Genomic DNA, 26,612 nt, shown 5'->3' on the forward strand with positions numbered 1-26,612 from the left:
GCTTCAGCTGCGCAGAAGCGTGGCGACGTCGCCCTTCAACGCGGCGAGGCGAGCGGCGGCCGCATCCCGCGGGATCGTGCCGTCCGGGCAGCCGAGGACCACCTCGAGGTAGCACTTGAGCTTCGGTTCGGTGCCCGACGGCCGGATGACGACCCGGTCGTCGGCCGCGGTGCGCAGGAGGATGCCGTCGGTCGGCGGGAGGCCTGCGGAGCCGTCGGCGAGGTCGCGGAACTCCACGACGTCGGAGCCGGCGAGCGAGGCGACGTGCGAGTCGCGGAGCCGGGACATCATCGGGGCGATCTCGGCGACGTCGTCGACGCGGATCGTGAGCGGCGCGGTGGCGTGCAGGCCGTGGCGTCGGGCGAGGTCGTCGAGCTGGTCCTCCAGGGTCCGGCCGCGTCGGGCCAGGTCCTCGACGAGGTCGACGACGCGGACCATCGCGGAGATGCCGTCCTTGTCGCGTACCGCTTCCGGATCGGTGCAGTAGCCGATCGCCTCCTCGTACCCGAACCGGAGGTCGGGGGTGCGCGCGATCCACTTGAAGCCGGTGAGCGTCGCCGCGAAGTCCAGTCCGTGGTGGGCGGCGATCTTGCCGAGCAGCCGGCTCGACACGATCGAGCAGGCCAGCGTGTGCCCGGCACGATCGGGGTCGGAGGCGGCCTGCTCCCCCAGCAGCCAGCCGAGCTCGTCGCCGGACAACTGTCGCCAGCCGCCGTCGCGGGTGGGTGTCGCCACCGAGCAGCGATCCGCGTCGGGGTCGAGGGCGATCACGACGTGCGCGTCGACGGAGCGCGCGAGGTCGAGGGCGAGGTCGAGAGCACCTGGCTCCTCCGGGTTGGGGAAGGCGACGGTCGGGAAGTCCGGGTCGGGCGTGAACTGGTCGTCGACGACATGGACGTCGGAGACGCCCGCGCGGTCGAGGACGGCGAGCGCGGTCTGCCCGCCGACCCCGTGGAGAGCGGTGAGCACGACGCGCACCGGACTGGGTGCGGTGGAGCGCCGGAGGCCCGCGGTGCGGCGGATGTAGGCGTCGACGATCTCGTCGTCGAGCGCGGTGATGCCGGCCGTGGTCCGTGGGACCTCGTCGGCCGGTGGTGCGGTGTCGATGCGGGCGGCGATCTCGACGTCGGCGGGCGAGATGATCTGGACACCGCGCCCCGCGTCGTCGGTCGCGCGCCCGCCGAGATAGACCTTGTAGCCGTTGTCCGCGGGCGGGTTGTGCGAGGCCGTGATCATCACCCCGGCGTCGCAGTCGAGCGCACGCGTGGCGTATGCGGTGAGCGGGGTGGGCAGCCGACGCGGGAGTGTGAGCACGGTGAGCCCCTGCGCGGCAAGGACTTCGGCAGTAGCGTCGAGGAAGGCGTCGGAGCCGCGCCGGGCGTCGCACCCGACGACGACGCGGGCGTCCGGACCGACGGTGTCGACGAGGTAGCGACCCAGGCCGTGGGTCGCGCGGACGACGGTCGCGACGTTCATGCGGCTCTCCCCCGCCCCGACCTCACCGCGCAGGCCGGCGGTGCCGAAGGTCAGGGGTCCGCGGAATCGGGACCCCAGTTCGGCGACTGCGGCGGCGTCCCCTCCGTCGGCGGCGTCGATCAGCCGGGTCAGTTCGGCACGGGCGGCCGGGTCCGGGTCGTGGTCTCGCCAGGTGCGCGCGGTCTCGATCACGCGCGCGAGGCTATCAGCCCAGGTCGTCTCCCATGCGGCCGTGTCAGCGGACTCGGCGGTTGGACCCGACGCGCGCTCCCATCGCGACCCGGGCCCCGCGAAGAATCTGCGTGTCCATGCCGACGAGGGTGATCTTCTCTGTCGGGACCGGGCGAATCCGGGGGTGCCCGCCGACAGTTGCGTTCGGTCCGACCCGGACACGTTCGTCGACGATCGACCAGGCGACCGTCGCGCCGGCGCCGATGACCGAGTCGGCGAAGACGATGCTGTCGACGACCGTCGCGCCCTTCTCCACTATGACCCCGGGGCCGAGCACGCTGCGCCGGACGGTGCCCCGCACGCGGGACCCACTGCTCAGGAGACTGTCCTCCACGACGGATCCGGCGTCGACGCGGGCGGCGGACCGCTGGGGCTGGTTGGTGAGGATCCGCCGGTCCGAGCGGAAGACGTCGAGCTTTCCGCCGATCAGGTCACGGTGCGCCTGCAGATAGGTCTCGGGGCGCCCGGCGTCGATCCAATACCCGGACATCGCGTGGGCGACGGTCTTCCCGCGGTCGACGAACCACGGCAGCAGGTGCTCGCCGAAGTCGCCGAGGCCGGTGTCGTCGGCCGCCGAGTCCCGGGTGGTGTCGCGCTTGAGGGTCTCGAGACCCTCGACGAGGACCTCCGGGTCGTAGATGAAGATCTCGGTCGCGATGGTGCGGGTCTTCGCGCGGTCGGGCTTGTACCGGAACTCTCGGACGGTGCCGTCCCGGCGGGTGGTGACCGTGGCGTGTTGCGACGCCTCGTCGAGCGACACGTGGTGGTGACAACGGTGCACTCCGCGCCGTGGCCTCGGTGGGTGTCGAGGGCGTCGCGGAAGTCGAAGTCGTAGACATGGTCTGCGCTCATCACGATGACCTCGGCCGGAGACCGCTCGGCGATGCGGTCGCGGATGCGGTAGAGAAGGTCGGCGTTGCCGGTGGCGAAACCGTCCTCGGTCTCGGCTGCATCGGTCTGCTCGGGCATGACGATCCGGAGGCCGCCACGAGTCCGGTCCAGGTCCCAGGGCCGCCCGCCCGCGACGAGTCGGGTGAGGCTCTCCGCCTGGTACTGCACGCACAGCCAGACGTCGTCGATGTGGGAGTGGTGCAGGTTCGACAGCGGGAAGTCGATCAATTGGTAGTTCCCCGCGAACGGCAACGCCGGTTTGGCACGCCGATCGGTCAGGACCTCCATACGGGAACCACGCCCGCCGGCCTGCACGATCGCGAGTACGTCTGAGTGCCTCATCAACCAAGTGTGCCCGAGGCCGGAGGCCGCGTCCGGTAGGTTCGCTGTGCAAACCGGGAGGACATGGTGGAACGAGTCGAGTGCCTGGTGGTGGGCGGCGGGATCGTCGGGCTGGCGGTCGCGCGGGCACTGGCCGAGACCGGCCGCGAAACGGTGGTGCTGGAGCCCGCGGATACCGTTGGCGCGCAGACGACTTCGCGGAGTTCAGAGGTCATCCACGCCGGGATCTACTATCCCGAGGGCAGCCTGAAGGCGCGGTTGTGTGTACGAGGCCGCGAGATGCTGACGCGGTATTGCGACGAGCGCGGGGTTGCCCGGCGCCGGCCGGGAAAGCTGATCGTGGCGACCGACGAGGCCCAACTCGGACGACTCGAGATACTGCTGCGGCACGGGCTGGCGAACGGGGTCGACGACCTGCGTCGGGTCGGCGCCACCGAACTGCACGAGCTGGAGCCCGAAGTGCGTGGGGTGGGTGCGCTGCTGTCGCCGTCGACCGGGATCGTCGACGTCGCCGGTGTGGTCCGCGCCTTGCGACGCGACGTCGAGGACCGTGGAGGCGCTGTGGCGTTGCGCAGCAAGGTGGTCGGCGGACGGATCGACGGCAGCGGAGCGACGGTGGAGCTGGCCGATGGGAGTTCGGCATCGGCGAAGGTCGTCGTGAACTGTGCCGGGCTCGGCGCGTGGGATGTCGCGCGGTCGCTCGACGGTTACGGCGGCCCTGTCCCCCGGCGTCATCTGGCCAAGGGAAACTATTTCGGATTGTCCGGTGCGCGGGCACCTTTCGCTCATCTCGTCTATCCGGTCCCGGTCGACGGCGGCCTCGGTGTGCATTTCACGATGGACCTCGACGGCGCCGCCCGGTTCGGTCCGGACGTGGAGTGGCTGGACGCTGACGAACCGGACTACTCGGTCGACGAGACCCGGCGGGATTCGTTCGAGGAGTCGATCCGGCGGTACTGGCCGGGTCTCCCCGACGGCGCGCTGACCCCTGCCTACGCCGGCGTCCGACCGAAGGTCGGGGGTCCGGGTGAGGCCGCCGCGGACTTCGCCATCCTCGGCCCGGACGAGCACGGGGTTCCCGGACTCGTGCACCTGTTCGGGATCGAGTCCCCGGGGATCACCTCGTCGTTGGCCATCGGACAGTACGTGGTCGGGGTGTTGGGTGGCTGAGGCGTGGGCGGCGCGTGGTGCCCTGAGGCCTTGACGGCCGGGCGGCTGCTTCCCGAGGTCGCGGATCGGCTTGCGATGGTCCGGCGAATTGTCGATTCTGCGATGCCAGAAGACTTCTCGCACGCTCCGGCCGGGTGTCGCCGGTGGGGTTCCCGCTCGGGCTCGCAGTCCGGGAGGGTTGCCGGAGATTCTTGTCAGACCCCTCATGTACAACGGATGTCAACGAATTGTTGATGACTGTGCAGCCGACGACGCCGCTCCCTTGAACGCCGCACCCCACGTCCCGTCAGCGTGAAAGCAGCAGTCATGTCCACCATTCCTCTCGAGGAGATCCTCGACCTCCTCATCCAGAAGCGGCCACCGGCCGACGACCCCACCGGTCAAGCCACCCACACCGCCCTCACCACCTGGCTCAAGATCCGCAACATCGCAGACCACCAGATCACCACCCACACAGCCACACTCACCCCCACCGCCGACAGGGCCGGCACCACACCCACCAGAATGCTCATCACCCTCGGCTGCCCACCCGCGGCCGCCACACGATTCGCACACAACGCCACCCACCTCGACACCCTCTGCTCCACCACCGGCCACGCCGCCGACGCCCGACTCCCCGCGGAAACCGTCGACGCCATCACCCGCGGCATCACCACCATCGCGCGACGCTGCCCCACCCCGCTCTCCGACACCACCCGCCGCGAGTACGAGACCGACCTCCTCACCCAAGCGCTGTCCGGCGCCACCCCGGCCGAGATCCGCACCCGCGCACACACCATCGCCACCACCCTCACCGACACCACAGGCGCCATCCCCGCCTGCGACGACAAGAACCTCGACACCCTGTCACACACGATCACCGATGACCGACGCATCGACTTGCGCGCCAACATCACCCAGGTCGTCGGCGAAAAACTGATCGCCATGATCGACGAACGCGCCATCCCCCGACCCGAACCCGACGGCTCACCCGACCGACGCACAGCCGACCAACGCCGCGTCGACGCACTGGAATTGCTGCTCGATCACGCAGCACTCGGCGCAGCCACCGACACCATCGGCGCACCCCGCACCCAGATCTCCCTGCTCATCCCCGCCGACGGGGGCGACCCCGCCACCATGCCCTGGACCGGAGCAATCACCCACGCCACCGCCCGACGCCTTTCCTGCGACGGCACCATCACCGAAATCATCATCGACGGCGATACCGTGCCCCTACAGATGGGACGCGAACGCCGACTGTTCCCACCCCACATCCGCAAAGCGGTCACTATCCGCGACCACACCTGCATCGCATGCGGCGCACCACCCTCGCATTGCCAAGTCCACCACATCGAACACTGGACCGAACACGACGGCGAAACCAACCTTGACAACGGCTGCCTACTCTGCCAACGGTGCCACACCCGAGTCCACCACCACGGCTGGAACATCACCCTCGGCCACGACCGCCACCCGTGGCTCATCCCACCCACCGACATCGACCCACACCAACGCCCGCTACCCGCCCACAACCGACGCACTATGACACTCGACGCACTCGCAGCCTGACCCGGACCCGCCGTCAGGGCCGGCACTCGAATCGGGCGCGGACTGGAAAGCCCAACCCCATCAGGGCGTCGAGGGAACCGTGACCACGAGTCCCTCGTCTGATCCACCACCTCGCGCGGGCCGGCGGACCCGCACTCTCAGAACCGAGGTTCCGCGGGCTGCTCCGGCAGACCGTACGTGCTCTTTGAGAACTCAACAGTGAATAGCGATACGGGTCCACAGACACGGATTCCGTTCGCGCTCACCGATCCATGTCGGTTGAGCGCGAACGGAATCCGTGGAGGTACCGAGTCGATGCGCCCCCAACACCGTCGCCTCGACCCGGCTGGTCGATCATCGAGAGGCGTACTTGTACGCAGCGCTCTTCTTCTCGCGTCGCTTCATCGCCTGGATGGCGTCGTTGTGTCGGCGGGCGTGGTACGCGAGCGGGAAATAGGTGAGTCGCTCGGGCAGGGTCCGGTAGGCGACCCGTAGCCTGGCGTGGATCTTCTCCAGGTGGCGCTGTTCCTCGTCGGTCCAACCGAGGCCGAGGATCTCGCGCACGCGTGGGTCCATGACCCCGACGGTGGTGAGGTAATTGAAGTTCTGGAAAGGCACCGATGCGGTCGCGGCAACCTTCCGCAGCGCCGGTCGCAGGGGCTTGGGCACCGTCTTCGGGACCGGCGGCGCCGTGCGCATCTGTTCGATCAGTTCGACGGCGACCGGGTGACGCACCAGCTTGTTCTCGATGAAGTCGTCGAAGTACTCGTCGAACTCCTCGAGGGTCTCCGGATACCCCTTCATGGGGACCTGGAGGATCTTCGCGATGCGCCGGTTGTCGCGGAGCAGCTCCTTGCGTTCCTCCTCGGAGAACTCGCGGCCCAGCATCAAGGGTGCCGCCGTGGTCATCGTCGGGAATGCGGTCGCGATGACCCATGCATAGGCCTCGGGGTTGAGAGCGCTGATGTGCTTGCCCTCGGCATTTCGCATCTGGAGCGGCTGGTGAAGTCTGCGCAGACGCTTGCCCTCTTCGATGGCCTCCTGGCCGCCGTAGGTCCAGCGCAGGACGGAGTCGGCCGAGCGGATTGCGCGTCCGACCGGGTCCTTGCGGAAGACCGAGAACTTGTCGACGACGTCGCCGATGACCGGATGCATCACCTGCATCACGAACGCAGCGCCGTTGATCGGCAAGAACGTATAAAGCCCCACGAGTTGGGCGGTCAGCGAGTCCGGCGGGATCAACTCGATGTCGGTGTCGCGATGGTTGATCAGCCGATCCGCAGCCCTCTCGTCGGCCTCGGCCGACGTAGTGGCGACGGACTCGTCGTGTACCGCGGTCATGACACCCCTATCTCGACCGAAGCCGCTTTCGACAACATTCGTAGTCAGATTAGCGCAGCAGACGTCGAAAGGACAGACTCAGCTTGTGGACCGGCGACGCACCCCGCGACGTACGAGGGTTCAGGCCGGTCCGATGACGACGGTTCGGGTTCCGAGCGCACGCTCGCGAACGGTGAAGATGCGGGTGCCCTTCTTGCGTCCGGCGCGGATCTCACTGACATCGAGTCCTACGTCCGACAACCGCGCGTGGGTGACCTCGATGTCGGGCGCCCGCCACGCGACACCCCAGAGCGATGCGGCTGCCGAAGGGGCAGGGGTGTCCGCCGCACGGATACCGGTGACCACCTCGACGATGAGGTCGTCGGCGCGGAAGAAGAGCTGACGAGCAGCGTCGCCGATCGGCTGGTCGAGCCGGAAGTCCAGCCCGAAGACGCCGCCCAACAGCGCGACGGCGCGGTCACGGTCGTCGCCGGCGAAGACGAGATGGTCCATCCCGGTGATGTCGCCGACCGGGATCGGCTCGGAGCCCGAGGCCTCGGCGATCCCGAGTGGCGTCGTCTCCCCCACCGGACCGGGATCAGATTGGCCGTCGGACACCGGGAAGCCCCGTCGGATCAGGAGCCGCCGGGCCGCGGCCAGATCGTCGACGGTGAAGTACACACGATGCTCGGCGTCGAACGCCGCATCGCCCTCGGCGTCGGCGCCGGCGGATTCGCGTAGGCGCAGCTCCGTATTGCCGACGACCACGGAGAACGAGTCTCCTCCCGACGACGAACCGTCCGGAAGGCCCAGGAGCGCGGCGTGTGCTCGCGCGGTGTCGGCGGTGTTCGGGCAGGCGAGTTCGACGAGCACGGTCGGCACGGGACGGGATGACGAGATCGGCGGGATCACCGCTTCTTCTTACCCTTCCGCCGACGGACGGGCGCTATCGGCCGGTGGGTCAGCTGCGCCGAACTGGTGATGTGCCATCGGCCGCACGCGCACTCGTAGTAGCGCAGACTCACGGTCCCGAAGGTCCGCGCCTTGATCCGTTCGATGCTGTCCATCGCCGCGGCCGGCGAGGTGAACGGGAGTTTGTCGGGTGTGGGGCAGTCAGGGAGTTCGGCACGGCGGGCGGATCGCTCTGCTCGACGGTTCTCCATCAGCTCGCGGTATGCCGTGCGTGCCTCGATCTCGCGATAGAACGCTTCGAGTTCGTCGTCGGAGAAGGGCACCACCCGATTATCCCCGCCGACGGCGATGGCGTGGATCAGCGGGCCATCCAGAGGCGACGTTTGATCACCTGGCGCATACGACGCAGTTCGGAGTCGCTGAGGGTTTCCGGCGGATCGGTGTCGACAAGGCGGTCGAGTTCGGCGAAGAAGTCACGGTCGGACACCCCGAACTGTTCGGTGATCTGCTTGGCCGACCCCCCGCCGAGCGGGTACCAGTTCTTCTCGAACTGGATCATCTGCAGCTGCTTGTCGTTCATCCTCACCACCGGCTCGTGTTCGTGCTGGACCCGGGGACGCGCAGTGGTTCGGGGCCCCTCCACCCACGCACCAACGTGACGCACGTCACCAACGTCGTCCTTTGTACACCGGACACCCGCCGGATGACAGGAGGTCGCGCAGAGTGATTCAAACGTGTCCGAAAGGTTCATGGAACCGTCATGAACAGCCCGGCGAAAGGTCGAGACGAAATCCGTCAGGCGTTCACCGACGAGGGCGACTTGCGCTGGGCGTCACGCCGATTCGCGCGGATGCTGCTGGCCAGGGAGGCGCCGATGAAAGCGACCCCGACGAGTCCGGTGACGATCTCGTCGATCTCGTACTCGACGCCGAGGAGCAGGATGACCGCCAGGGCACCGATCGCCCAGTGCGCACCGTGTTCGAGGTAGCGGTACTCCGACAGCGTGCCCTTGCGGACGAGGTAGATCGTGATGGATCGGACGAACATCGCGCCGATGAAACCGAGGCCCAGGGCGATGATGATCGGGTCCGAGGTGATGGCGAAGGCGCCGATGACGCCGTCGAAGGAGAACGACGCGTCGAGGACCTCGAGATAGAGGAAGAGGAAGAAGCCGGCCTTGCCCGCCGCCTTGGTGACCGGCGTCGGTCCGCGGCGTCCGGCGGCGGACTCCCCTGCCCCGTCTTCCGCCGCTCCGTCTTGAGCTGGCTGGTCGTCGGGCCCGTCGGACATGAACAGCGAACTCAGTCCGTCCACGGTGATGTAGGTGACGATGCCCAGGATTCCGGCGATCAGCACGGTCGACCGGATGCCGTCCGCGGCCAGGTACTCGGCCGCCAGCACGAGGGACAGCGCGGCGAGCACGACGGGCAGCTGTTCGAGCTTGCCGATCTTGGCGAGCGGGTGCTCGAGCCACGTGAGCCATTTGGGCTCACGGTCGGTGAGCACGAAGTTCAGGAACAGCATCAGCAGGAACATGCCCCCGAAGGCCGCGATCTGGGGATGGGCCTCGGTCAGGATGGTCTCGTAGCTGGGTCGGCCGTCGGCGAAGTGACTCTGACCGTCCGGCGGCGGATTGGTGGCGAGCCGCAGTGCCTCGGCAGGGTCGAGGCCGCCGGTGATCCACACGATGAGCAACGGGAACAGCAGGCGCATGCCGAACACCGCGATGAGGACGCCGACGGTCAGGAACATGCGTTGCCAGAACGCGGTCATCCGCTCGAGGATGGTCGCGTTGATGACGGCGTTGTCGAAGGACAGCGAGACCTCGAGGATGCCGAGGATCGCGCACAGCGCCAGGCCCGTCCAGCCCATGTAGAGGTACGCCACCACCAACGTGATGATCGTGACCACGAAGGAGAGGCCGAAGATGCGGGCGATCACCGGAGCCTCTCGGCTTCCTTCGCGAGTTCGAGCAGGGCGTCGGTCAGTTCGGCGAGGACCTCGTGGTCGGCGCGTTCGGCGACGGCCGTGCCGAGGTCCTCGGCGGCGCAGCGCAACGCGAACATGCGATCGCCGAAGTCGGCGGCCTCCGCGGGCGTGAGGATGACCGCGTCGGCGGGAATGCTGGTGCCCTCGAGTTGCGTTCTCTGTTCATAGGCGCGCTGCCTGCAGGACCGTTTGCAGTACTTGCGACGCCGTCCGAGCTCGGAATCGACCATCATCGAGCCGCACCACGCACATGCGTACGGGCGGCGCCGGTGACGGGACGGCTGTTCCACAACGAAAGACCGTACCCCTTTTCCGGGATCGGACCGCGGTACGGCACGTCGGGTGGCCGCCGGAGCTGAAGACCGCCGCCGGAGCCCGGGTTACGGGCGAAAGCGCGGTTGACCGGCAATGACGTCCAGGAGGTCGGATGCGCGTAGAATGTTTCTGTTGACGACTCAGTTGTTGGGTTCGATGGTGAACACCACGCGAACACGCTGAGAGATCCGGCAAACTGAGAATCTGAGGAAGTCTGAGAGGAACCCTTCATGGCAGATCGAGTACTTCGGGGTAGCCGCCTCGGTGCGGTGAGCTACGAGACCGATCGCGACCACGATCTCGCGCCGCGTCGCATCGTCCAGTACCGCACCGACAATGGTGAGATCTTCGACATCCCGTTCGCCGACGACGCCGAGGTCCCCGCGACCTGGCCGTGCAAGAACGGTATGGAAGGCAAGCTGCTCGAGGGCGCAGCGCCCGAGGAGAAGAAGACCAAGCCGCCGCGCACCCACTGGGACATGCTGCTCGAGCGTCGTACCGAGGAAGAGCTCGAGGTTCTCCTCAACGAGCGTCTCGAACTCCTTCGGCAGCGCCGCAAGGGCGCGTCGCACTGAGCGCGAACCCCTAACCGAACACAGAAGCGTGGGCCCGGCAGGACGAACCTGCCGGGCCCACGCTTCTGATCTCGCGAATCCGAGGTCTCGGGATGTCTCCGGGAACGAAGTGCCCTCGGGCCTACTTGTTCCTGAGCACACCCAGCCGTTCGAGTCGGCTCTGGATACCCCAGCGGGCCACCATCGTGAACGCCTCGGACATGACCCCGCCGCTCATCTTGGAGACGCCGATCTCGCGCTCGGTGAACGTGATCGGCACCTCCCGGACGTCGAAGCCGGCGCGGACCGTGCGCCAGGCCAGGTCGATCTGGAAGCAGTAGCCGGCCGATTCGACCGAGTCGAGCCCGATCTTCTCCAGGACGCCGCGACGGTACGCGCGGAAGCCGGCGGTGATGTCGTTGATCTTGGCGCCGAGCGCTAGCCGGGCGTAGGTGTTGGCGCCGCGCGACAGGAACTCGCGGTGCTTGGGCCAGTTGACGAGCTCGCCGCCCGGCACGTAGCGCGAACCGATGGCCAGGTCGGCGCCGGCGTTGATCGCCTCGAACAGGCGATGGAGCTGCTCGGGGGCGTGGCTGCCGTCGGCGTCCATCTCGACGATGACCGGGTAATCGCGTGCCAGCCCCCAGGCGAAGCCCGCGAGGTAGGCCTTGCCGAGCCCGTCCTTCTCCTTGCGGTGCAGAACGTGGAGCCGGCCGGCCTCGGCGTCTGCGCGGGCCAACTCGTCGGCCACCTCGCCGGTGCCGTCAGGGCTGGAGTCGTCGACGACCAGCAGGTGCGCACCGGGAAGGGCTTTCTGGAGGCGCTCGACGATCACGGGCAGGTTGTCGCGCTCGTTGAAGGTCGGAACGACGACCAGCGCACCCGTTCCGTCGTTGCCGACCACGGGAGTCGGCGAGTCACCCGACGGGCGCGGCCCTGTCGTGGCGTCAATCCCCGATGCCATCGAGCTCCTTAGTGTCGTCGGACGCCCGAGCGGCGTCCCTGCGGGACATCAGTGTGAACCTAGTACGCGATCCCAACGCAAACAAAAGACCACCCACGGCGACGACGATGGCCAGTGCCTCCGGCCACACCCCGAGACGGGTGGCGAGGGTCTGGTCGTCGTGGAGGGGAAGCGTGCTGGTCAGCACGTCCGGGGTGAAGATGCCCGATTGTTCCGAGATCGAGCCATCGGCGGCGATGATGGCGCTCACACCGCTCGTGGCGGCGACGACCACGGCACGTCCGTGTTCGACGGCACGCACCTGCGACATCGCCAGCTGCTGGTAGGTCATCTCGGTGCGGCCGAAGGTCGCGTTGTTGGTGGGCACGAACAGCATCTGCGCGCCGTCGCGGACCGACTGCCGGGCCGCCCGGTCGAAGGCGACCTCCCAACAGGTGGCGACACCGACGATGACCTCGGCGGAGTAGCCCGGCACGGTGACCACCGCAGGCCCGCTGCCGGGCCGGAAGTTGCCGGCGAGGTCGGCGTAGGAGGAGAACAGGCGGAAGAACGGCCGCCACGGCAGGTATTCGCCGAAGGGCTGGACGATGTGCTTGTCGTAGCGGTCGACCGGGCCCCGCGCGCCGTCCCACACCAGGACCGAGTTGGTGGGTCGGCCGTCGGGATTGCGCAGCAGGGTTCCGACGAGGATGGGTGCGTCGACCGCCTCCGACGCGGCGGTGATCGATTCCGCGGCGTCGGCGTTGTCGACCGGAGAGATGTCCGAGGCGTTCTCCGGCCACATCACGAAGTCGGGGTGCGGCGCGAGACCGTCGTCGATCGCCTGACCGTATTGCAGAGTGGTCCGCACGTGGTTGTCGAGCACGGCGCGGCGCTGGGCGTTGAAGTCCAGGCCGAGTCGCGGCACGTTGCCCTGCACCGCCGCGATGCGCACCTTCGATCCCGAGATGGTGCGGTCGATCGTGGACGGGGTCAACGCGATCGCCGCGACCGGTGCGAGCAACGCGATCGCCACGGCCAGGGTGCCGGCACGGACGAGGCCGGTCGGCTGGTCGGCGGCGACGGGGCGCGCCTTGGCCGCCGAGCGTCTCAGCGCAGAGGCCAGGATCATCAGCACCCACGCGACCGAGGCGCCGAACAACGCGACCCCGGCCGACAGACCGGGGGCTCCCACCACCGACGCCAGCGGCAGCAGCGGGCCGTCGACCTGACTGAAAGCGACTCTCCCCCATGGGAAACCGCCGAACGGGAAGGACGAGCGGAGTGCTTCGACCAGCACCCAGGACAGCGTGAACCACACCGGCGGCAGCGGGAGTCGCGTCGTCAGGGTCGCGATCGCGCCGAACAGTGCGAGGTATACGGCGAGCGCCGCCGACAGCGCGATCCACGGCAGCGGACCGACGTACTCCCCCACCCACGGCAGCAGCGGCAGGAAGAAGGACAGACCGAAGACGAAGCCGAGCCACGCGCCGGTGCGCACTCGCGGCCTGCCCACGTAGAGGGCCGCGAACAGCATGCCGAGGGAGAGAACGGCGAGGAACCAGAGATTGCGGGGCGGGAAGGCGGCCCACATGGCGACACCCGACGCGACCGACACCAGAGTCCGCCAGGCCCAGTCGACGGTGAGCGAGTCGCGCCCGATCCGGAACCGGCGACGACGGCCGCCGGGCCCGGAACCGGCGACCTCGGCACCGCCGGGTTCCGAGGCCTGCGGGGTACCCGTCACATCCGACGGAGGGGCTCCGTTCACGTGGCGTCCCGGTCGTAGAGGACCCGCCCGCGGTGCACCGTGCGCACACAACGAGGCAGTGCGGCGCCCGGTGACACGTCCGGGAGCGCGGGGACGCGCGACCGCGGGTCGGTGGACCAGCGCTGCACCTTCTCGTGTGAACCGGCCACGACGAACTCGTCGGCCTCCCAGAGCGCGTAGCTCGCGGGGGCGCCCGGGGTCAGGGTTCCGGTGAGTCCGTCGTTGACCCCGCCGGCCCGCCAGCCGCCGCGGGTGGTGGCGGCGAAGGCGCCGCGCGGGGAGATCGCGTTGGTCTTCCGGTGGTGGTGGACCGCGGCCCGGATGGTGGCCCACGGGTCGATCGGGGTGACCGGCGCATCCGACGAGAACGACAGGGCCACACCGGTCTTGGCGAGCATCGCGAAGTCGTTGAGGGTGGCTGCGCGGTCGGGACCCAGTCGGGTCTCGTACAGGTCGCCCGGTCCGCCCCACTCGGCGTCGAACAGCGGCTGCATGCTGGCGATGACGCCGCAGCGCGACAGGACCTCGGCCTGCGCGGCAGTCACCATCTCGGCGTGCTCGAGACGGTGGGCGCAGCGGGCGATGGCCGGGGTCCCGAGCTCGTCGGCCAGGTCGGTCAGCGCCTCGACCACGGCGCCGGTCGCGGCGTCGCCGATGACGTGGAAACCGGCCTGGATGCCGGCCAGGGTGCAGGCGCGGAGGTGGGCGCGGATCGTGTCGGCGTCGAGATAGCTGATGCCGCTGGTGTGGGGATCGTCGGTGTAGGGCTCGGTGAGCCACGCGGTGTGGGAGCCGATCGCGCCGTCGATGAACAGGTCGCCGCCGAGGGCGTCGGCGCGGGTGATCGAGAGCAGTTCGGCGGCGTGCTCCTCGTCGGTGACGGGCTGGCCCCAGTAGCGGCGGATCTCGACGGGGTGGTCGAGCTCGGCGATGGCGAGGAAGTCCTCGAGACCGCTGATGTCGGGTCCGCCGTTTTCGTGGACCGCGACGACGCCGTGCGCAGCGGCGACGTCGAGGGCCCGGCGTTGGGCGCGTTCGCGCTGCGCGGCGGTCACCAACTGCCGTGCTGCACCGCGGACGAGGTGGTGGGCCTCGGCCACGAGGGGTTCCTCGGGGTGGTACCCGGCGGCGTCGGCGAGTTCGGGCACGAGGCGTCGCAGTGCGGTGGACGCGACGGCGGAGTGCTCATCGACCCGCGCCAGATAGACGGGTCGGGCGCCGACGACGGCGTCGAGCTCGCTGGTCGTGGGGAAACGGCCGTCCTCGGGACCGGCACCCTCCCACGTCGAGTCGTCCCAGCCCAGCCCCCACAACAGCTCGCCCTCGTCGTGGCCGGCCGCGGCGTCGGCGGCGACCGCCTCCGCGACGAGCTGCAGGCAGTGGGTGCGGCTCGTCGCCTCGTTGAGCGTGAGGCCGTCGAGCGCGAGACCGGTGGAGGTCAGGTGCACGTGGGAGTCGACGAAGCCGGGCGTCACGAACAGCCCGTTCAGGTCGATGACCTCCGCGTCGGGGTGCAGGGCGCGGCCGACGTCGTCGGTTCCGACCCACACCACCATGCCGTCGGTGACGGCCATCGCGGTCGCGTCGGGAACGGCCGCCGAGTAGACGATTCCGCCGAGGAGCAGTTGGGTTGCCACGATCGTCAAGTGTGCCTTGCCGCGGGTGACCCCGGGGTCAGCGGGTGGGCGGGAGTTGCGGGGTGATCAGCGGTGCCGGTCCGGCGCCGGGGCCCTGGGTGCCGGAACCCGCGGCGTCGACGACCGCGCCGTCGACCACGCTCCCGTCGACGGTGACGCTCGTGCGCCGGTACGTGCCGGTCGCATACAGCCCCGCGCGGTCCATGAGCGTCGCGGCACGCCGCGCCGCGAGCACCGCCACCAGCGGGCGCAGGAGCTTGCGGGTCGGCGGGAAGAGCATCAGCATGCCGACGGCGGTGGAGACCACGCCAGGGATGACCAGCAGCAGCGTCGAGGCGGCGACCACGGCGGTGTCGGCGAGGGGTTCGCGCGGATCGACCTGGTTGTCGGCGGCGCGGCGCAGCTCGCCGAAGACCTTGCGACCCTGCCGGCGCAGCGTCAGGAAGCCGAGGACGCCGGCGCCGATGGTGATGAGCACCGCCCAGGGGAATCCGAGCGTCATCGCCATCGCCACGAACGCGGCGATCTCCAGGAGTGCGTAAACGGCGAACCAGCGCAATGCCATGGTGTCCTCTCACCTGTCTGTCGGGTGCTGCTTGGTCATGCAACGAACGACGGGCCGGATTTTCTCCCGTCGGTCCCCCGCCTATTCTCCCCGAGCCTCGATGTCGCCCTCGGTGTCCAGGTAGACGCTGCGCAATCGGTCCAGGAGATCCGCCGGGGGCTCGTGCCACATGTCGCGTTCGACGGCTTCGAGCAGGCGCTCGGCGATCCCGTGCAGCGCCCAGGGGTTGGACTGCTGCATGAACTCGCGATTGGTCTCGTCGAGGACGTAGGACTCGGTGAGCTTCTCGTACATCCAGTCGGCGACCACATCGGTGGTGGCGTCGTAGCCGAAGAGGTAGTCGACGGTCGCGGCCATCTCGAACGCGCCCTTGTAGCCGTGACGCTGCATCGCCGAGATCCACCGCGGATTGACCACGCGGGCCCGGAACACCCGGGCGGTCTCCTCCGAGAGCGTGCGGGTGCGCACGGCGTCGGGCCGGGTGCTGTCGCCGATGTAGGCCTCGGGGGATCTGCCGGTCAGCGCGCGCACGGTCGCGACCATGCCGCCGTGGTACTGGAAGTAGTCGTCGGAGTCGGCGATGTCGTGCTCGCGGGTGTCGGTGTTCTTCGCGGCGACCGCAATCCGCTTGTAGGCCGCGCGCATGTCGTCGACCGCCGGCACGCCGTCGAGGTCGCGACCGTAGGCGTAGCCGCCCCACTCGGTGTAGACGCGGGCGAGGTCATCGTCGCTGCGCCATTCGCGGGAGTCGATGAGTTGCAGGATTCCCGCCCCGTAGGTGCCGGGCTTGGACCCGAAGACGCGCGTCACGGCGCGACGGCGATCGCCGTGCTCGGCCAGCGCCTCCCGCACGTGCGCGGCGACGAAGTTCGCGTCATCGGGTTCGTCTGCGGATGCCGCCAGCGCGACCGCGTCGTCGAGCATGGTCACCACGTGGGGGAAGGCATCCCGGAAGAAGCCCGAGATGCGCACCGTGACGTCGATCCGCGGACGCCCGAGTTCGGCGAGGTCGACGAGTTCGAGGTCGACGACCCGGCGCGACATCTCGTCCCACACCGGCGTCACGCCGAGCAGGGCGAGCACCTCGGCGATGTCGTCGCCGGCCGTGCGCATGGCACTGGTCCCCCACACCGACAGGCCGACCGACGACGGATAGGCGCCGTGATCGGAGAGGTAACGCTCGAGCAAGGAGTCGGCCATGGCGCGGCCGGTCTCCCATGCGAGTCGCGACGGCACGGCCTTCGGGTCGACCGAGTAGAAGTTGCGACCGGTGGGCAGCACGTTGATCAGGCCGCGCAGCGGCGAACCGCTCGGGCCGGCCGGGATGAAACCGCCGTCGAGCGCGTGCAGGATGCGGGGTATCTCGATCGTCGTCTGCCGCAGGCGCGGCACGACCTCGGTGGCGGCGAAGCGCAGCACCTCGCCCACCGGTTCGGGCAGTCCGGCGGCGACCTCGGCGACGGCCGCCTCCGACCAGTCCGCCTTCGCGCACGCGGCGACGAGTTCCCGGGCGCGCGCCTCGACGGTGTCGACGGCGCCGCGGTCGGCACTGCCGTCCTCGGCCAGGCCCAGCGCCTCTCGCAGGCCCGGGAGCGCGGTGGTCCCGCCCCACAGTTGGCGTGCGCGCAGCATCGCGAGCACCAGGTCCACCTCGGAATCGTCGCGCGGTGGATCGCCGAGCACGTGGAGACCGTCGCGGATCTGGACGTCCTTGATCTCGCAGAGCCAGCCGTCGACGTGCAGGAGCATGTCGTCGAAGACCTCTTCGTCGGGACGCTCGGTGAGACCGAGGTCGCGGTCCATCTTGGCCGCGGTGAGCAGTGTCCAGATCTGCTGACGGATCGCCGGGAGCTTCGCCGGGTCGAGGGCGGAGATGTTGGCGTGCTCGTCGAGGAGTTGCTCGAGTCGTGCGATGTCGCCGTAGGACTCCGCACGGGCCATCGGCGGGATCAGGTGGTCGACGAGAACGGCGTGGGCCCGGCGTTTGGCCTGTGTCCCCTCCCCCGGGTCGTTGACGAGGAACGGGTAGATCAGCGGCAGGTCGCCGAGGGCGGCGTCTGTTCCGCACGCCGCAGACATGCCGAGGTTCTTTCCCGGCAGCCATTCGAGGTTGCCGTGCTTGCCGACGTGCACGACCGCGTCGGCCCCGAACCCCGATCCACCGACCCCGGTGCCCTCGACACCGTTGCGCCTGGCGGCGATCCACCGGTAGGACGCCAGGTAGTGGTGCGACGGCGGAAGGTCCGGATCGTGGTAGATCGCGACCGGGTTCTCACCGAAGCCGCGGGGCGGCTGCACCATGATCGCGATGTTGCCGAAGGTCAGGGCGGCGATGACGATGTCGCCGTCCGGATTCCGGCTGCGGTCGACGAACAGTTCTCCGGGCGCCTCGCCCCAGTGCTCGGTGACTGCGTCGCGCAGTCCTGCCGGGAGCGTGTCGAACCAGGCGCGATAGTCGGCGGCGGGCATGCGGATCGGATTCGACGCGAGGGTCTCCTCGGTGAGCCAGTCCGGGTCCTGGCCGCCGGCGGCGATGATGGCGTGGATCAGCGCATCCGAATCCTCCTGCGCGAGACCCGGGATCGCGTCGGGTCCGGTTTCCGGTCCGAGGTCGTAGCCGGCGTCGCGCAGCGCGACCAGCAGGCGCACCAGGCTGCGGGGCGTGTCGAGGCCGACCGCGTTGCCGATTCGGGAATGTTTGGTCGGATAGGCCGACAGCATGATCGCGATGCGCTTGTCCGCGGCGGGAATCCGGCGCAGACGGGCATGGGCGACGGCGAGACCGGCGACGCGGGCACAGCGTTCGGGGTCGGGCTGGTACCAGGGCAGGCCGTTGTCGTCGAACTCCTTGAACGAGAACGGGACCGTGATGATCCGGCCGTCGAACTCGGGGACCGCCACCTGGGTCGCGACGTCGAGCGGCGACAGCCCGTCGTCGCTCTCCTCCCATGCGGCGCGGGAACCGGTGAGGCACAGGCCCTGCAGGATCGGGATGTCGAGGGCTGCGAGCCGCTCGACGTTCCACGCCTCGTCGTCGCCGCCGGCCGAGGCGGTCGCCGGGGTGGCGCCGCCGGCGGCGAGCACGGTGACCACGAGCGCGTCGGCGGTGCCGAGCAGGTCGATGAGTTCGTCGGGAGCGGTGCGCAAGGAGGCGCAGAACACCGGGAGCGCCCGGGCGCCGCGGTCTTCGACGGCCCGGCAGAGCGCCTCGACGTAGCGCGTGTTGCCGGCCAGGTGCTGCGCCCGGTAGTAGAGCACCGCGACGGTCGGCGCGTCGACCGGCACCTCTCGCGCGGCGCGATCGAGGATTCCCCAGGTAGGGGTCTGCTGTGGCGGCTCGAAGCCGTGGCCGGTGAACAGCACCGTGTCGGACAGGAAGTGGTGCAGGTTGACCAGGTTGTCGACGCCACCGGCGGCGAGATAGTCGTGGGCCTGGGCCGCGACACCGGCGGGGACGGTCGAGTGGGCCATCAGGTCCGGATCGGGTTGCTGTTCGCCGGAGAGCACGACCAGGGGTTTTCCGGTCGCCTCCACCGTTGCGAGTCCGTCCTCCCACGCCCGGACCCCGCCCAGGATGCGGACCACGATCAGGTCGGCTCCGGCGGCGAGGCCGTCGATGTCGTCGACGAGCAGCCGCGAGGGATTGGCACCTCGGAAGCTGACCCCGGGGACGGCATCGTCGGCGGCGGCCGCGGTCAGCAGATCGGTGTCCGAGGTCGAGAGAAGCAGGATCATCGGGTCTCCTCGCCGGGTTGCGCGCCCGGTGGCGGTGGGTCTCGTGCGAGGAGGCTGGTCTGACTCGGGTGTCGGGGATGCCCGTCACCCTCACAGTGGCGCGACCGCGCCGGATTCTCACCGGCTTCAGCCGCCTCGCGCTGTGCCTGACAGCCTACGGGTGCCGGCCGTCGGCGCGCTGACGTGGGTCCACTGCTCCCCGCCCGGCCCGCGACGCCGGTCGTACCCTGGTGGGATGACCAAGGTCCGGACATCGGCCGACCGCTGCCCCGGGGTGTTCACCACCCACGAGGCCCGGGACGGCGCTCTCGCCCGGATCCGCCTGCCTGGCGGCCGGATCCGCGCCGATCAGCTCGGCGTACTCGCCCAGGCGTCGGCTGCTCACGCCGACGGGTTCCTGGAACTGACGGCGCGCGGAAACATCCAGCTCCGAGGGATCGCCGACGTCGAGGCCGTGGCCGAGGCGGTCGTGTCGGCCGGGCTCGCGCCGGACTCGGCCCACGACAAGGCCCGCAACATCGAGGTCAGTCCGCTGACCGGACGCATCGGCGGCGCCGCCGACGCCGGTCCGCTCCTGAAGGCGCTCGACGACGCGCTGCGTTCGCACCCTGACGCCGACGCCGTCTCCGGGCGCTTCCTGTTCGGCGTCGACGACGGCCGTGGAGACATCGTCCGCCGCCGTCCGGACGCGTGCGCGGTGCTGCAGCCGGGCAAACCCCTGGTCGCCGACATCGTCGTGGACGGCGCCCCGATCGGCTCGGTCTCCGGAACCGAGGGCATCGTCGCCTCGCTGATCTCGGTCGCCACCGGCCTCCAGGACATCGCGCCCGGCGCGTGGCGTGTCCGGGACCTCGGCGACGAGGACCGTGCCCGCCTGCACCGCGAACTCGCAGACCGGCACGACCCGGTCGTCGGTGAACGGCCGGGTGACGACGTCGAGGACGCCGCGCCCGTCGTCGGCTGGTTCGACCAGGACGACGGCTCGGTGCTGCTGGGATGCGTCGTCGAACTGGGCCGGCTTCCCGCCCGCCTGGCCGAGTTCCTCGCCGCCGTCGACAAGCCGATCGTGTTCACCCCCGACCGCGAGATCCTGATCTGCGACCTCTCCGAGGGCGTCGCCGAGACAGTCGTGCGGGTTCTGGCCCCGATGGGGCTCATCTTCGACGCCTCGTCCCCGTGGGCCCGCCTGAGCTGCTGCGTCGGCGCGCCCGGCTGCGGGTCCGCACACACCCGGGTACGTGACCACCTATTGGCCCACGTGCGGGCCGGATCGCCGGTCGCCGACCGCGAGCACTGGGTGGGATGCGAACGCCGGTGCGGCTCGCCCGGCACCGCACATCTGCTGGTGCAGGCCACGCCCGACGGCGGATACGAGCGGCGGCGCCGCTAGGCTCGACCGCACCATGAGCGAGTACCTGCGCGACGGCGCTGCGATCTATCGACAGTCCTTTGCCACCATCCGGGCCGAAGCGGACCTGTCCGCGTTCGCACCCGATGTCGCCACCGTGGTGGTGCGGATGATCCATGCGTGCGGCCAGACCGACCTGACCCGCGACGTGGTCGCGACGCCCGGCGTGGTGGCCGCCGCCCGGAGCGCGCTGGAGGCGGGCGCACCGATCCTGTGCGATGCGTCGATGGTCGCGTCGGGGATCACCCGCAAGCGCCTGCCGGCCGACAACGAGGTGCTCTGCCACTTGTCCGAGCCCGGCCTCCCGGAGCTCGCCGAGCGGATGGGAACGACGAGAACGGCTGCGGCACTGCAGTTCTGGCTTCCGCGACTGGAGGGGTCGGTGGTCGCCGTCGGCAACGCACCGACCGCGCTGTTCGCACTGCTCGACATGATCGACGAGGGCGCGCCGAGGCCCGCGGCGATCGTCGGCGCACCGGTCGGGTTCGTCGGCGCCGCGGAGTCGTGCGCGGCGCTGGCCGCCCGTACCGACCTGGAGTTCATCACGGTCCTCGGCCGACGCGGCGGGTCGGCCATCACCGCGGCGGCCGTCAACGCGCTGGCCACACCGAAGGAGTGAGCGTGTCGGGAGTCGCAGACGGCGTGAAGCAGGGCAAGCTCTGGGGTGTCGGGCTCGGTCCCGGCGACAGCGAGCTGATGACCGTGAAGGCGGCGCGCGCCATCAGCACGGCCGACGTGATCGCGTATCACTGTGCGCGCCACGGCAACAGCATCGCCCGGTCGGTGGCCGAACCCTACCTGCACGACGGGCAGACCGAGGAACGGCTCATGTACCCGGTCACCACGGAGACCACCGATCATCCCGGCGGATATCAGGGCGCACTCGACGATTTCTACGCCGAGAGCGCCGAGCGGCTGGCCGGACACCTGCGCGCCGGACGCGATGTGGTGCTCCTCGCCGAGGGGGACCCGCTCTTCTACAGCTCGTACATGCACATGCACAAGCGACTCGCCCCGCACTTCGAGGCGGAGATCGTGCCGGGCGTCACGTCGGTGAGCGCGGCCTCGGCCGCGACGGGCGTGCCACTCGTCGAGGGCGACGAGACGCTGACGGTGGTGCCGGGCACCGCGTCCACCGAAGAACTGCTGTTCCGGTTCCGTTCGGCCGACGCCATCGTGGTGATGAAGCTCGGCCGCACGTTCGAACGGGTGCGGGAGGCCCTGCGCCGGGCCGGCCGCCTCGACGAGGCGTTCTACGTCGAGCGGGCGTCGACGACGGTCGAAAAGGTGATGCCCGCCGCTGAGGTGAATCCGGCAGAGGTGCCGTACTTCTCGATCATCGTCGTGCCGGGACGACGGAACAATCCGCGTTTCGAAGCAGAACCGGTGCCCGGTGAGGTGGTGGTCGTCGGCCTCGGCCCGGGCCACGACAGCTGGACCACGCCGGAGGTGCGCACCGAGTTGGCGCGGGCGACCGACCTCGTCGGCTACACCACCTATCTGAAGCGGGTCACGCCCCGACCGGGTCAGCGGGTGCATCCCAGCGACAACCGGGTCGAGTCCGAACGAGCCGAGTTCGCATTGGATCTCGCCCGGCGCGGCGCCCGGGTCGCGGTCGTCTCGTCGGGCGACCCCGGTGTGTTCGCGATGGCCGCGGCGGTCGCCGAGGTGGCGTCCGAACCCCGGTGGCACGACGTTGCGGTTCGCGTGGTGCCGGGCGTGACGGCCGCGAACGCGGTCGCCGCGGCGGTCGGCGCCCCGCTGGGACACGACTTCGCGGTGATCTCGCTGTCGGATCGGCTCAAGCCGTGGTCGGTGATCGAACGACGCATCAGGGCCGCGCTGGCCGCGGACCTGGTCATCGCGATCTACAACCCGGGGTCGGCGAGCCGGACCTGGCAGGTCGGCGCCTTGAAACACACTCTGCTGCAGACTGTCTCGCCGGACCGCGTGGTGGTGCTCGGCCGTGACGTGGGCGGCCCGGAGGAATCGGTGACGACCACGACGGTTGGCGAGTTCGATCCGGAGGTGGTCGACATGCGCACTCTCATCGTCATCGGTTCGTCGACGACCAGGTCGGTGCCGCGCGCAGCGGGCCGGCTCGTCTACACGCCGCGACGCTATGAGGTCGGCGGCGAGGAGCCTGCGCCCGATGGCGCGGGGTCGTCGGCCGTGGGATCAGCCGAGCAGCCGCCGGAGCCAGGCGCGGGCCTCGGCGGCATCTGAGACGGTCGGGAGGTCGGGTTCGGCCGGCCGGTCGACGACGACGACCTCGATGCCCAGTTCGGCCGCTGCGTCGAGCTTGGCCCTCGTGAGCGGTCCCCCGCTGTTCTTGGTGACCAGAAGATCGATCTGCCGACTGCGGAGCAGTTCGAGTTCGGCGTCGTGGTGGTACGGCCCGCGTGACCGCAGGATCTCGTGGTGCGGTGGGAGTTCCGACGTCGGCGGGTCGACGACGCGGATGAGGAACCATGCGGTGTCGATGTCGGCGAAGGCGCCCACGTCCTGACGTCCGGTGGTGAGGAAGACCCGGCGCCCGCGGCGGCGGACCTCTCGTGCGGCGGCGGAAAGGTCGGGCACCCGGACCCAATGATCGCCCTCCGAGGGAATCCACGGATCGCGACGCAGGCGCAGCAGGGGCACACCGGCGTCGGCCGCGGCCCGGGCGGCGTTGCGGGTCATGGTCGCGGCGAACGGATGCGTGGCGTCGACGACGGCTCGGATCCGGTTGGCGATCAACCACTCCCGCAGACCGTCCGCGCCGCCGAATCCTCCGATGCGCACCGGCCCGACGGGCAGGCGCGGGTTGGCGACGCGCCCGGCGAGGGAGCTGACGAACGCGGCTCCGGCCTCGTCCAGCATCGCGGCGAGGGTGCGGGCCTCCCCGGTGCCGCCGAGGACGAGGATCTCGGGCTGCTGCTCGGCGGTCGGCCCGAGCCGACCTTCGGGATGGTCGCTCACGGGTGGGGGTCCTTGCGGAGCTTGGTCATCCGAGCGTGCGAGTACAGGTAACTGTCGGTGACCTCGGGATGGGCCGCGGCGTCGAGGACCCTGCCGACGAAGATCACCGCGGTCTTGCGGATCTCCGCGGCGTCGAGTGCCTCGGGGAGCCGGTGCAACGGGGAGCGGACGACCTGCTGGTTCGGACGGCTCGCGAAGGCGACGGTCGCCGTCGGGCAGTCGGCCCCGTAGTACGGCGTCAGGTCCTCGACGATCTGCTCGGCCCGGTGCGCGGCGAGGTGCAGTGCGAGGGTGACGCCGGTGGCGGCGAGTTCGGCGAGGTCCTCCCCCGGCGGCATGTCGGTCGACAGCGTCGATACGCGCGTGATGAGCAGGCTCTGCCCGACGCCGGGCACGGTGAGCTCGGTGTCGAGTGCCGCGGCGGCGGCCGCGAACGCCGGGACGCCGGGAACGATCTCGTACGGGATCCCGCGTGCGCGGAGTTCCCGTTGTTGTTCGGCCAGCGCCGAGTAGATGGACAGGTCGCCGGAGTGCAGTCGCGCGATGTTGTCGCCGCGGTCGTGGGCGGCGACGACGTGGTCGATGATGTCGGTCAGCGGCATGCGTGCGGTGTCGACGAGTGTCGCTCCGTCGGGACACAGGTCGAGCAGCTCGCCCGGTACCAGCGATCCCGCGTACAGGCAGGTCCGGCACTCGCCGAGCAGGCGAGCGCCGCGCAGGGTGATCAGGTCGGGTGCCCCTGGTCCCGCGCCGATGAAGTAGACGGTCACGAGACATCCTCCTCCGGGGTGGGCGTGCGCGGGGGCGTGCCGGTCGGCTTCGTGGCCGCCCACTGGATGATCGGCAGGGCGGGCCGCCAGGTGCTCATGGTGCCCAGCGGGGACAGGGCTTCCACGACGAAACGGCGAAGCGAGCCCCCGAGTTCCTCACGCCTGCGGATGAGGATCGCCTGGTTCTCCACGGTGACGGCGTTGACGACGATGCGACCGCCGGCGCGCAATGCCTCCCACGCGGTGGTGAGCAGGCCGTCGTCGAGTCCGCCGCCGATGAAGACGGCATCGGGAGCCCCCGCGTCGGCAAGCGCGCCGGCGAGCGACTCGGGTGCCGGACCGCGGACGTCGAGTCGGTGCGCGACGCCGTGGCGGCGGGCGTTCGCCGAGAGTCGCTCGGCGCGGACCCGGTCACGCTCGAAGGCGACAGCCCGGCCCCGCCCGTCGGTGCGGAGCCACTCGATCGACACGCTCCCCGAACCCGCCCCGATGTCCCAGAGCAGTTGCGGCCCGGCGGGTTCCAGTGCCGAAACGGTCAGTGCGCGGATCGTCGACTTGGTGATCTGCCCGTCGTGCTCGTAGGAGTCGTCGGGGCGTCCCGGCGCGCGGGAGACCCGCGGACCGATGCAGTCGACCGCGACGATGTTGAGCGGGTCGCCGTCCGAATGGGGCCAGGTGCCGGCGGTGCCGGAGTACACGCGTTCGGCTGGTCCGCCGAGTTGCTCCAGAACGGTCAGCGTCGAGTCCCCGAATCCGTTGTCGGACAGGATCGTCGCGACTGCCGCCGGAGTGGTCCGGTCACGGCTGAGGACCAGGACGCGGGCGCCGTCGGTGGCCTCGGTGAGGACGATCTCCGGGTCGGCGGTGACGGCACTGACGATCCGCGTGGTCGAAAGATCCCAGCCGAGGCGGGCGCATGCCAGGCTCACGCTCGACACGGCCGGATACACACGCACCCGGTCGGCGCCGACGCGGGCCACGATGCTCGCACCGACCCCGTGGAACATCGGATCGCCGCTGGCGAGGATGTGCACGGTGTCCGTGACACCCGCGGGGTCCGGCACGGAGGCCAGGACCTCGGCGAGGTGTTCCGACATCGGGGATCGCCAGCACACTAGCTCTCCGGCCAGCTCGGCGGCGACCTCGTCCAGCAGGGCCAGCTGCCGTGCGGCGCCGTAGATCACGCGCGCGTTCCGGAGTTCGTCGCGTGCGGTGTCACCGAGCCCACGCCAGCCGTCGGCGCCGATCCCGACGACCACGAACCTCGGCCGGGCATCCGGACGAGGGGTCACCGGGGAAGTCTCCGCCAGATCGCGCGTGGCAGCAGCCGCATCCCGAAGAAGACCGGCCGCAGCATCCACGGGACCCAGACCTCGCCGCGACCCTTGCGGTAGGCGCGGGCCACCGCGTCGGCGACCTGCTCGGGGGTCCTGGACATCGGGGCGGGCTTCACGCCGGACTCCATGAGTTCACGGGTCATCGAGCCGATCACGAAACCCGGGCGCACCAGCAGGAGCCGGACGCCGGTGCCGTGCAGGGAGTCCGCCATGCCGCTGGCGAAGCCGTCGAGACCGGCCTTGGTGGATCCGTAGACGTAGTTGGCGCGACGCACTCGGATGCCGGCGACCGAGGAGAAGACGATCATCGTGCCCGAACCCTGCCCGCCCGGCCCCTGCTCGCGGAGGGCCTTGGCGAGCGGGATCAGCACGCTGACGTGGGCGTAGTAGTCGGTGTGGGCGATCTGCAGGGCGTGGGCCACGTCGTTCTCCGCGCGTTCCTGGTTGCCGAGGATGCCGAAGGCGACGATCGCGATGCCGATCGGCCCGAACCGCTGCGCGAGCGAGGCGATCAGGGCGGGGTGGCCATCGGTGTCGTCGGCGTCGAAGGCGACGGTGTGCACCTCGGTGGCCCCGGCGGCGAGGAGCCTCGCGGTCTCGTCGGCGAGGTCGTCGGGCCGGCGCGCGGCGAGCACGACGGTGCGGCCCTCGGCGAGTCTCTCGGCCGTCGCCACGCCGATCTCGCTGCGTCCGCCGAAGAGCACGAGGGAGCCTGGGGACCGGTGAGACGCCATGGTCAGCAGTATGCATCAGCC

At 70.0% G+C, this 26,612-nt stretch carries 23 protein-coding genes and 1 pseudogene; 6 read left to right on the forward strand and 18 right to left on the reverse strand.

Translation table 11 applies throughout. The annotated features are described in order from the left end of the window. Positions 1-3: 3 nt before the first annotated feature. The 3 genes and pseudogenes from GP2_RS05075 to GP2_RS22050 all read right to left on the reverse strand — a co-directional run. Positions 4-1,668 (reverse strand): phospho-sugar mutase, encoded by a 1,665-nt coding sequence (locus GP2_RS05075; protein WP_006899402.1) that lies wholly within the window; start codon positions 1,666-1,668, stop codon positions 4-6. A 43-nt stretch (positions 1,669-1,711) separates the two neighbouring features. Further along, positions 1,712-2,467, reverse strand: a complete 756-nt coding sequence (locus tag GP2_RS22045) for a GlgC family sugar phosphate nucleotidyltransferase (RefSeq protein ID WP_006899403.1) — start codon at positions 2,465-2,467, stop codon at positions 1,712-1,714. A 59-nt stretch (positions 2,468-2,526) separates the two neighbouring features. Further along, a pseudogene (locus GP2_RS22050) lies at positions 2,527-2,940 on the reverse strand (sugar phosphate nucleotidyltransferase); the annotation flags it as partial. Positions 2,941-3,006: 66 nt separating this feature from the next. On the opposite strand from GP2_RS22050, the gene GP2_RS05085 reads away from it, so the two are divergent. Both GP2_RS05085 and GP2_RS05090 read left to right on the forward strand, forming a co-directional pair. Continuing rightward, entirely contained in the window at positions 3,007-4,110 is a 1,104-nt protein-coding gene (locus GP2_RS05085) for an NAD(P)/FAD-dependent oxidoreductase (protein WP_006899405.1), read from the forward strand. A gap of 306 nt (positions 4,111-4,416) precedes the next feature. Continuing rightward, on the forward strand, positions 4,417-5,661 hold the full coding sequence (locus GP2_RS05090; protein WP_006899406.1) for an HNH endonuclease: 1,245 nt from the start codon (positions 4,417-4,419) through the stop codon (positions 5,659-5,661). 333 nt (positions 5,662-5,994) lie between these two features. Here the strand turns inward: GP2_RS05090 and GP2_RS05095 are convergent, their stop codons facing one another. From GP2_RS05095 to GP2_RS05120, 6 genes are all read right to left on the reverse strand, one after another. Continuing rightward, the gene (locus tag GP2_RS05095; protein ID WP_006899407.1) at positions 5,995-6,981 is read right to left on the reverse strand and encodes an oxygenase MpaB family protein; all 987 of its coding nucleotides are present in this window, start codon (positions 6,979-6,981) and stop codon (positions 5,995-5,997) included. A gap of 120 nt (positions 6,982-7,101) precedes the next feature. After that, a complete protein-coding gene (locus GP2_RS05100; RefSeq protein ID WP_006899408.1) occupies positions 7,102-7,872 on the reverse strand; it encodes a VOC family protein in 771 nt (256 codons plus the stop codon). Beyond that, positions 7,869-8,195, reverse strand: coding sequence for a hypothetical protein (locus GP2_RS05105; RefSeq protein ID WP_040526464.1), 327 nt, complete (start codon positions 8,193-8,195; stop codon positions 7,869-7,871). The genes GP2_RS05100 and GP2_RS05105 overlap by 4 nt, the downstream gene beginning before the upstream one ends. A gap of 35 nt (positions 8,196-8,230) precedes the next feature. Then, positions 8,231-8,452, reverse strand: coding sequence for a DUF3263 domain-containing protein (locus GP2_RS05110; RefSeq protein WP_006899410.1), 222 nt, complete (start codon positions 8,450-8,452; stop codon positions 8,231-8,233). A gap of 215 nt (positions 8,453-8,667) precedes the next feature. Continuing rightward, positions 8,668-9,813 (reverse strand): DUF475 domain-containing protein, encoded by a 1,146-nt coding sequence (locus GP2_RS05115; RefSeq protein ID WP_006899411.1) that lies wholly within the window; start codon positions 9,811-9,813, stop codon positions 8,668-8,670. Next, complete coding sequence (locus GP2_RS05120) at positions 9,810-10,094, reverse strand: hypothetical protein (RefSeq protein WP_083900193.1); 285 nt, start codon at positions 10,092-10,094, stop codon at positions 9,810-9,812. Before GP2_RS05120 ends, GP2_RS05115 begins: the two co-directional genes overlap by 4 nt. 312 nt (positions 10,095-10,406) lie before the next feature. Between GP2_RS05120 and GP2_RS05125 the strand changes: the two genes are divergently transcribed. Beyond that, positions 10,407-10,751: an RNA polymerase-binding protein RbpA gene (locus tag GP2_RS05125; protein ID WP_006899413.1), complete on the forward strand. Its 345-nt coding sequence runs from the start codon at positions 10,407-10,409 to the stop codon at positions 10,749-10,751. Positions 10,752-10,872: 121 nt separating this feature from the next. On the opposite strand, the gene GP2_RS05130 is transcribed toward GP2_RS05125, so the two are convergent. The 5 genes from GP2_RS05130 to cobN all read right to left on the reverse strand — a co-directional run bounded on the left by GP2_RS05130 (position 10,873) and on the right by cobN (position 19,381). After that, entirely contained in the window at positions 10,873-11,694 is an 822-nt protein-coding gene (locus GP2_RS05130; protein WP_006899414.1) for a polyprenol monophosphomannose synthase, read from the reverse strand. After that, positions 11,678-13,267: an apolipoprotein N-acyltransferase gene (gene lnt, locus GP2_RS05135; RefSeq protein ID WP_085950499.1), complete on the reverse strand. Its 1,590-nt coding sequence runs from the start codon at positions 13,265-13,267 to the stop codon at positions 11,678-11,680. The genes GP2_RS05130 and lnt overlap by 17 nt, the downstream gene beginning before the upstream one ends. A 173-nt stretch (positions 13,268-13,440) precedes the next feature. Continuing rightward, complete coding sequence (locus GP2_RS05140; RefSeq protein WP_040526444.1) at positions 13,441-15,081, reverse strand: amidohydrolase; 1,641 nt, start codon at positions 15,079-15,081, stop codon at positions 13,441-13,443. 37 nt (positions 15,082-15,118) lie between these two features. Next, positions 15,119-15,646 carry an FxsA family protein gene (locus GP2_RS05145; RefSeq protein WP_006899417.1) on the reverse strand — a complete coding sequence of 176 codons (528 nt, stop codon included), beginning with the start codon at positions 15,644-15,646 and terminating at the stop codon, positions 15,119-15,121. Positions 15,647-15,727: 81 nt separating this feature from the next. Next, positions 15,728-19,381 carry a cobaltochelatase subunit CobN gene (cobN, locus tag GP2_RS05150; RefSeq protein ID WP_006899418.1) on the reverse strand — a complete coding sequence of 1,218 codons (3,654 nt, stop codon included), beginning with the start codon at positions 19,379-19,381 and terminating at the stop codon, positions 15,728-15,730. Positions 19,382-19,616: 235 nt separating this feature from the next. Between cobN and GP2_RS05155 the strand changes: the two genes are divergently transcribed. From GP2_RS05155 to GP2_RS05165, 3 genes are read left to right on the forward strand one after another with little or no spacing between them, the layout of a single operon-like run. After that, the gene (locus GP2_RS05155) at positions 19,617-20,771 is read left to right on the forward strand and encodes a ferredoxin-like domain-containing protein (protein ID WP_006899419.1); all 1,155 of its coding nucleotides are present in this window, start codon (positions 19,617-19,619) and stop codon (positions 20,769-20,771) included. A 13-nt stretch (positions 20,772-20,784) separates the two neighbouring features. Next, positions 20,785-21,408 (forward strand): precorrin-8X methylmutase, encoded by a 624-nt coding sequence (locus GP2_RS05160; protein ID WP_006899420.1) that lies wholly within the window; start codon positions 20,785-20,787, stop codon positions 21,406-21,408. Positions 21,409-21,410: 2 nt separating this feature from the next. Further along, positions 21,411-23,015 (forward strand): precorrin-2 C(20)-methyltransferase, encoded by a 1,605-nt coding sequence (locus tag GP2_RS05165; RefSeq protein WP_006899421.1) that lies wholly within the window; start codon positions 21,411-21,413, stop codon positions 23,013-23,015. Here the strand turns inward: GP2_RS05165 and GP2_RS05170 are convergent. From GP2_RS05170 to dprE2, 4 genes are all read right to left on the reverse strand, one after another. Further along, positions 22,968-23,651 (reverse strand): cobalt-precorrin-6A reductase, encoded by a 684-nt coding sequence (locus GP2_RS05170; RefSeq protein ID WP_051997169.1) that lies wholly within the window; start codon positions 23,649-23,651, stop codon positions 22,968-22,970. The two genes, GP2_RS05165 and GP2_RS05170, sit on opposite strands and share 48 nt — an antisense overlap. 95 nt (positions 23,652-23,746) lie before the next feature. After that, entirely contained in the window at positions 23,747-24,520 is a 774-nt protein-coding gene (cobM, locus tag GP2_RS05175) for a precorrin-4 C(11)-methyltransferase (protein ID WP_006899423.1), read from the reverse strand. After that, positions 24,517-25,812, reverse strand: a complete 1,296-nt coding sequence (cbiE, locus tag GP2_RS05180; protein ID WP_255218588.1) for a precorrin-6y C5,15-methyltransferase (decarboxylating) subunit CbiE — start codon at positions 25,810-25,812, stop codon at positions 24,517-24,519. The genes cobM and cbiE overlap by 4 nt, the downstream gene beginning before the upstream one ends. Beyond that, positions 25,809-26,591: a decaprenylphospho-beta-D-erythro-pentofuranosid-2-ulose 2-reductase gene (gene dprE2 / locus GP2_RS05185; protein ID WP_040526445.1), complete on the reverse strand. Its 783-nt coding sequence runs from the start codon at positions 26,589-26,591 to the stop codon at positions 25,809-25,811. The genes cbiE and dprE2 overlap by 4 nt, the downstream gene beginning before the upstream one ends. Positions 26,592-26,612: the final 21 nt, after the last annotated feature.

The organism is Gordonia paraffinivorans NBRC 108238, assembly GCF_000344155.1.
Taxonomy (GTDB): Bacteria; Actinomycetota; Actinomycetes; order Mycobacteriales; family Mycobacteriaceae; genus Gordonia; species Gordonia paraffinivorans.

Excerpts from the sequence above, each read along its gene's own strand:
- GP2_RS05090 (WP_006899406.1), top strand. The coding sequence starts at position 4,417 with ATGTCCACCATTCCTCTCGAGGAGATCCTCGACCTCCTCATCCAGAAG.
- GP2_RS05095 (WP_006899407.1), bottom strand. The coding sequence starts at position 6,981 with ATGACCGCGGTACACGACGAGTCCGTCGCCACTACGTCGGCCGAGGCC.
- GP2_RS05110 (WP_006899410.1), bottom strand. The coding sequence starts at position 8,452 with ATGAACGACAAGCAGCTGCAGATGATCCAGTTCGAGAAGAACTGGTAC.
- GP2_RS05120 (WP_083900193.1), bottom strand. The coding sequence starts at position 10,094 with ATGATGGTCGATTCCGAGCTCGGACGGCGTCGCAAGTACTGCAAACGG.
- GP2_RS05125 (WP_006899413.1), top strand. The coding sequence starts at position 10,407 with ATGGCAGATCGAGTACTTCGGGGTAGCCGCCTCGGTGCGGTGAGCTAC.
- GP2_RS05130 (WP_006899414.1), bottom strand. The coding sequence starts at position 11,694 with ATGGCATCGGGGATTGACGCCACGACAGGGCCGCGCCCGTCGGGTGAC.
- lnt (WP_085950499.1), bottom strand. The coding sequence starts at position 13,267 with ATGTGGGCCGCCTTCCCGCCCCGCAATCTCTGGTTCCTCGCCGTTCTC.
- GP2_RS05145 (WP_006899417.1), bottom strand. The coding sequence starts at position 15,646 with ATGGCATTGCGCTGGTTCGCCGTTTACGCACTCCTGGAGATCGCCGCG.
- cobN (WP_006899418.1), bottom strand. The coding sequence starts at position 19,381 with ATGATCCTGCTTCTCTCGACCTCGGACACCGATCTGCTGACCGCGGCC.
- GP2_RS05155 (WP_006899419.1), top strand. The coding sequence starts at position 19,617 with ATGACCAAGGTCCGGACATCGGCCGACCGCTGCCCCGGGGTGTTCACC.
- GP2_RS05160 (WP_006899420.1), top strand. The coding sequence starts at position 20,785 with ATGAGCGAGTACCTGCGCGACGGCGCTGCGATCTATCGACAGTCCTTT.
- GP2_RS05170 (WP_051997169.1), bottom strand. The coding sequence starts at position 23,651 with ATGCTGGACGAGGCCGGAGCCGCGTTCGTCAGCTCCCTCGCCGGGCGC.
- dprE2 (WP_040526445.1), bottom strand. The coding sequence starts at position 26,591 with ATGGCGTCTCACCGGTCCCCAGGCTCCCTCGTGCTCTTCGGCGGACGC.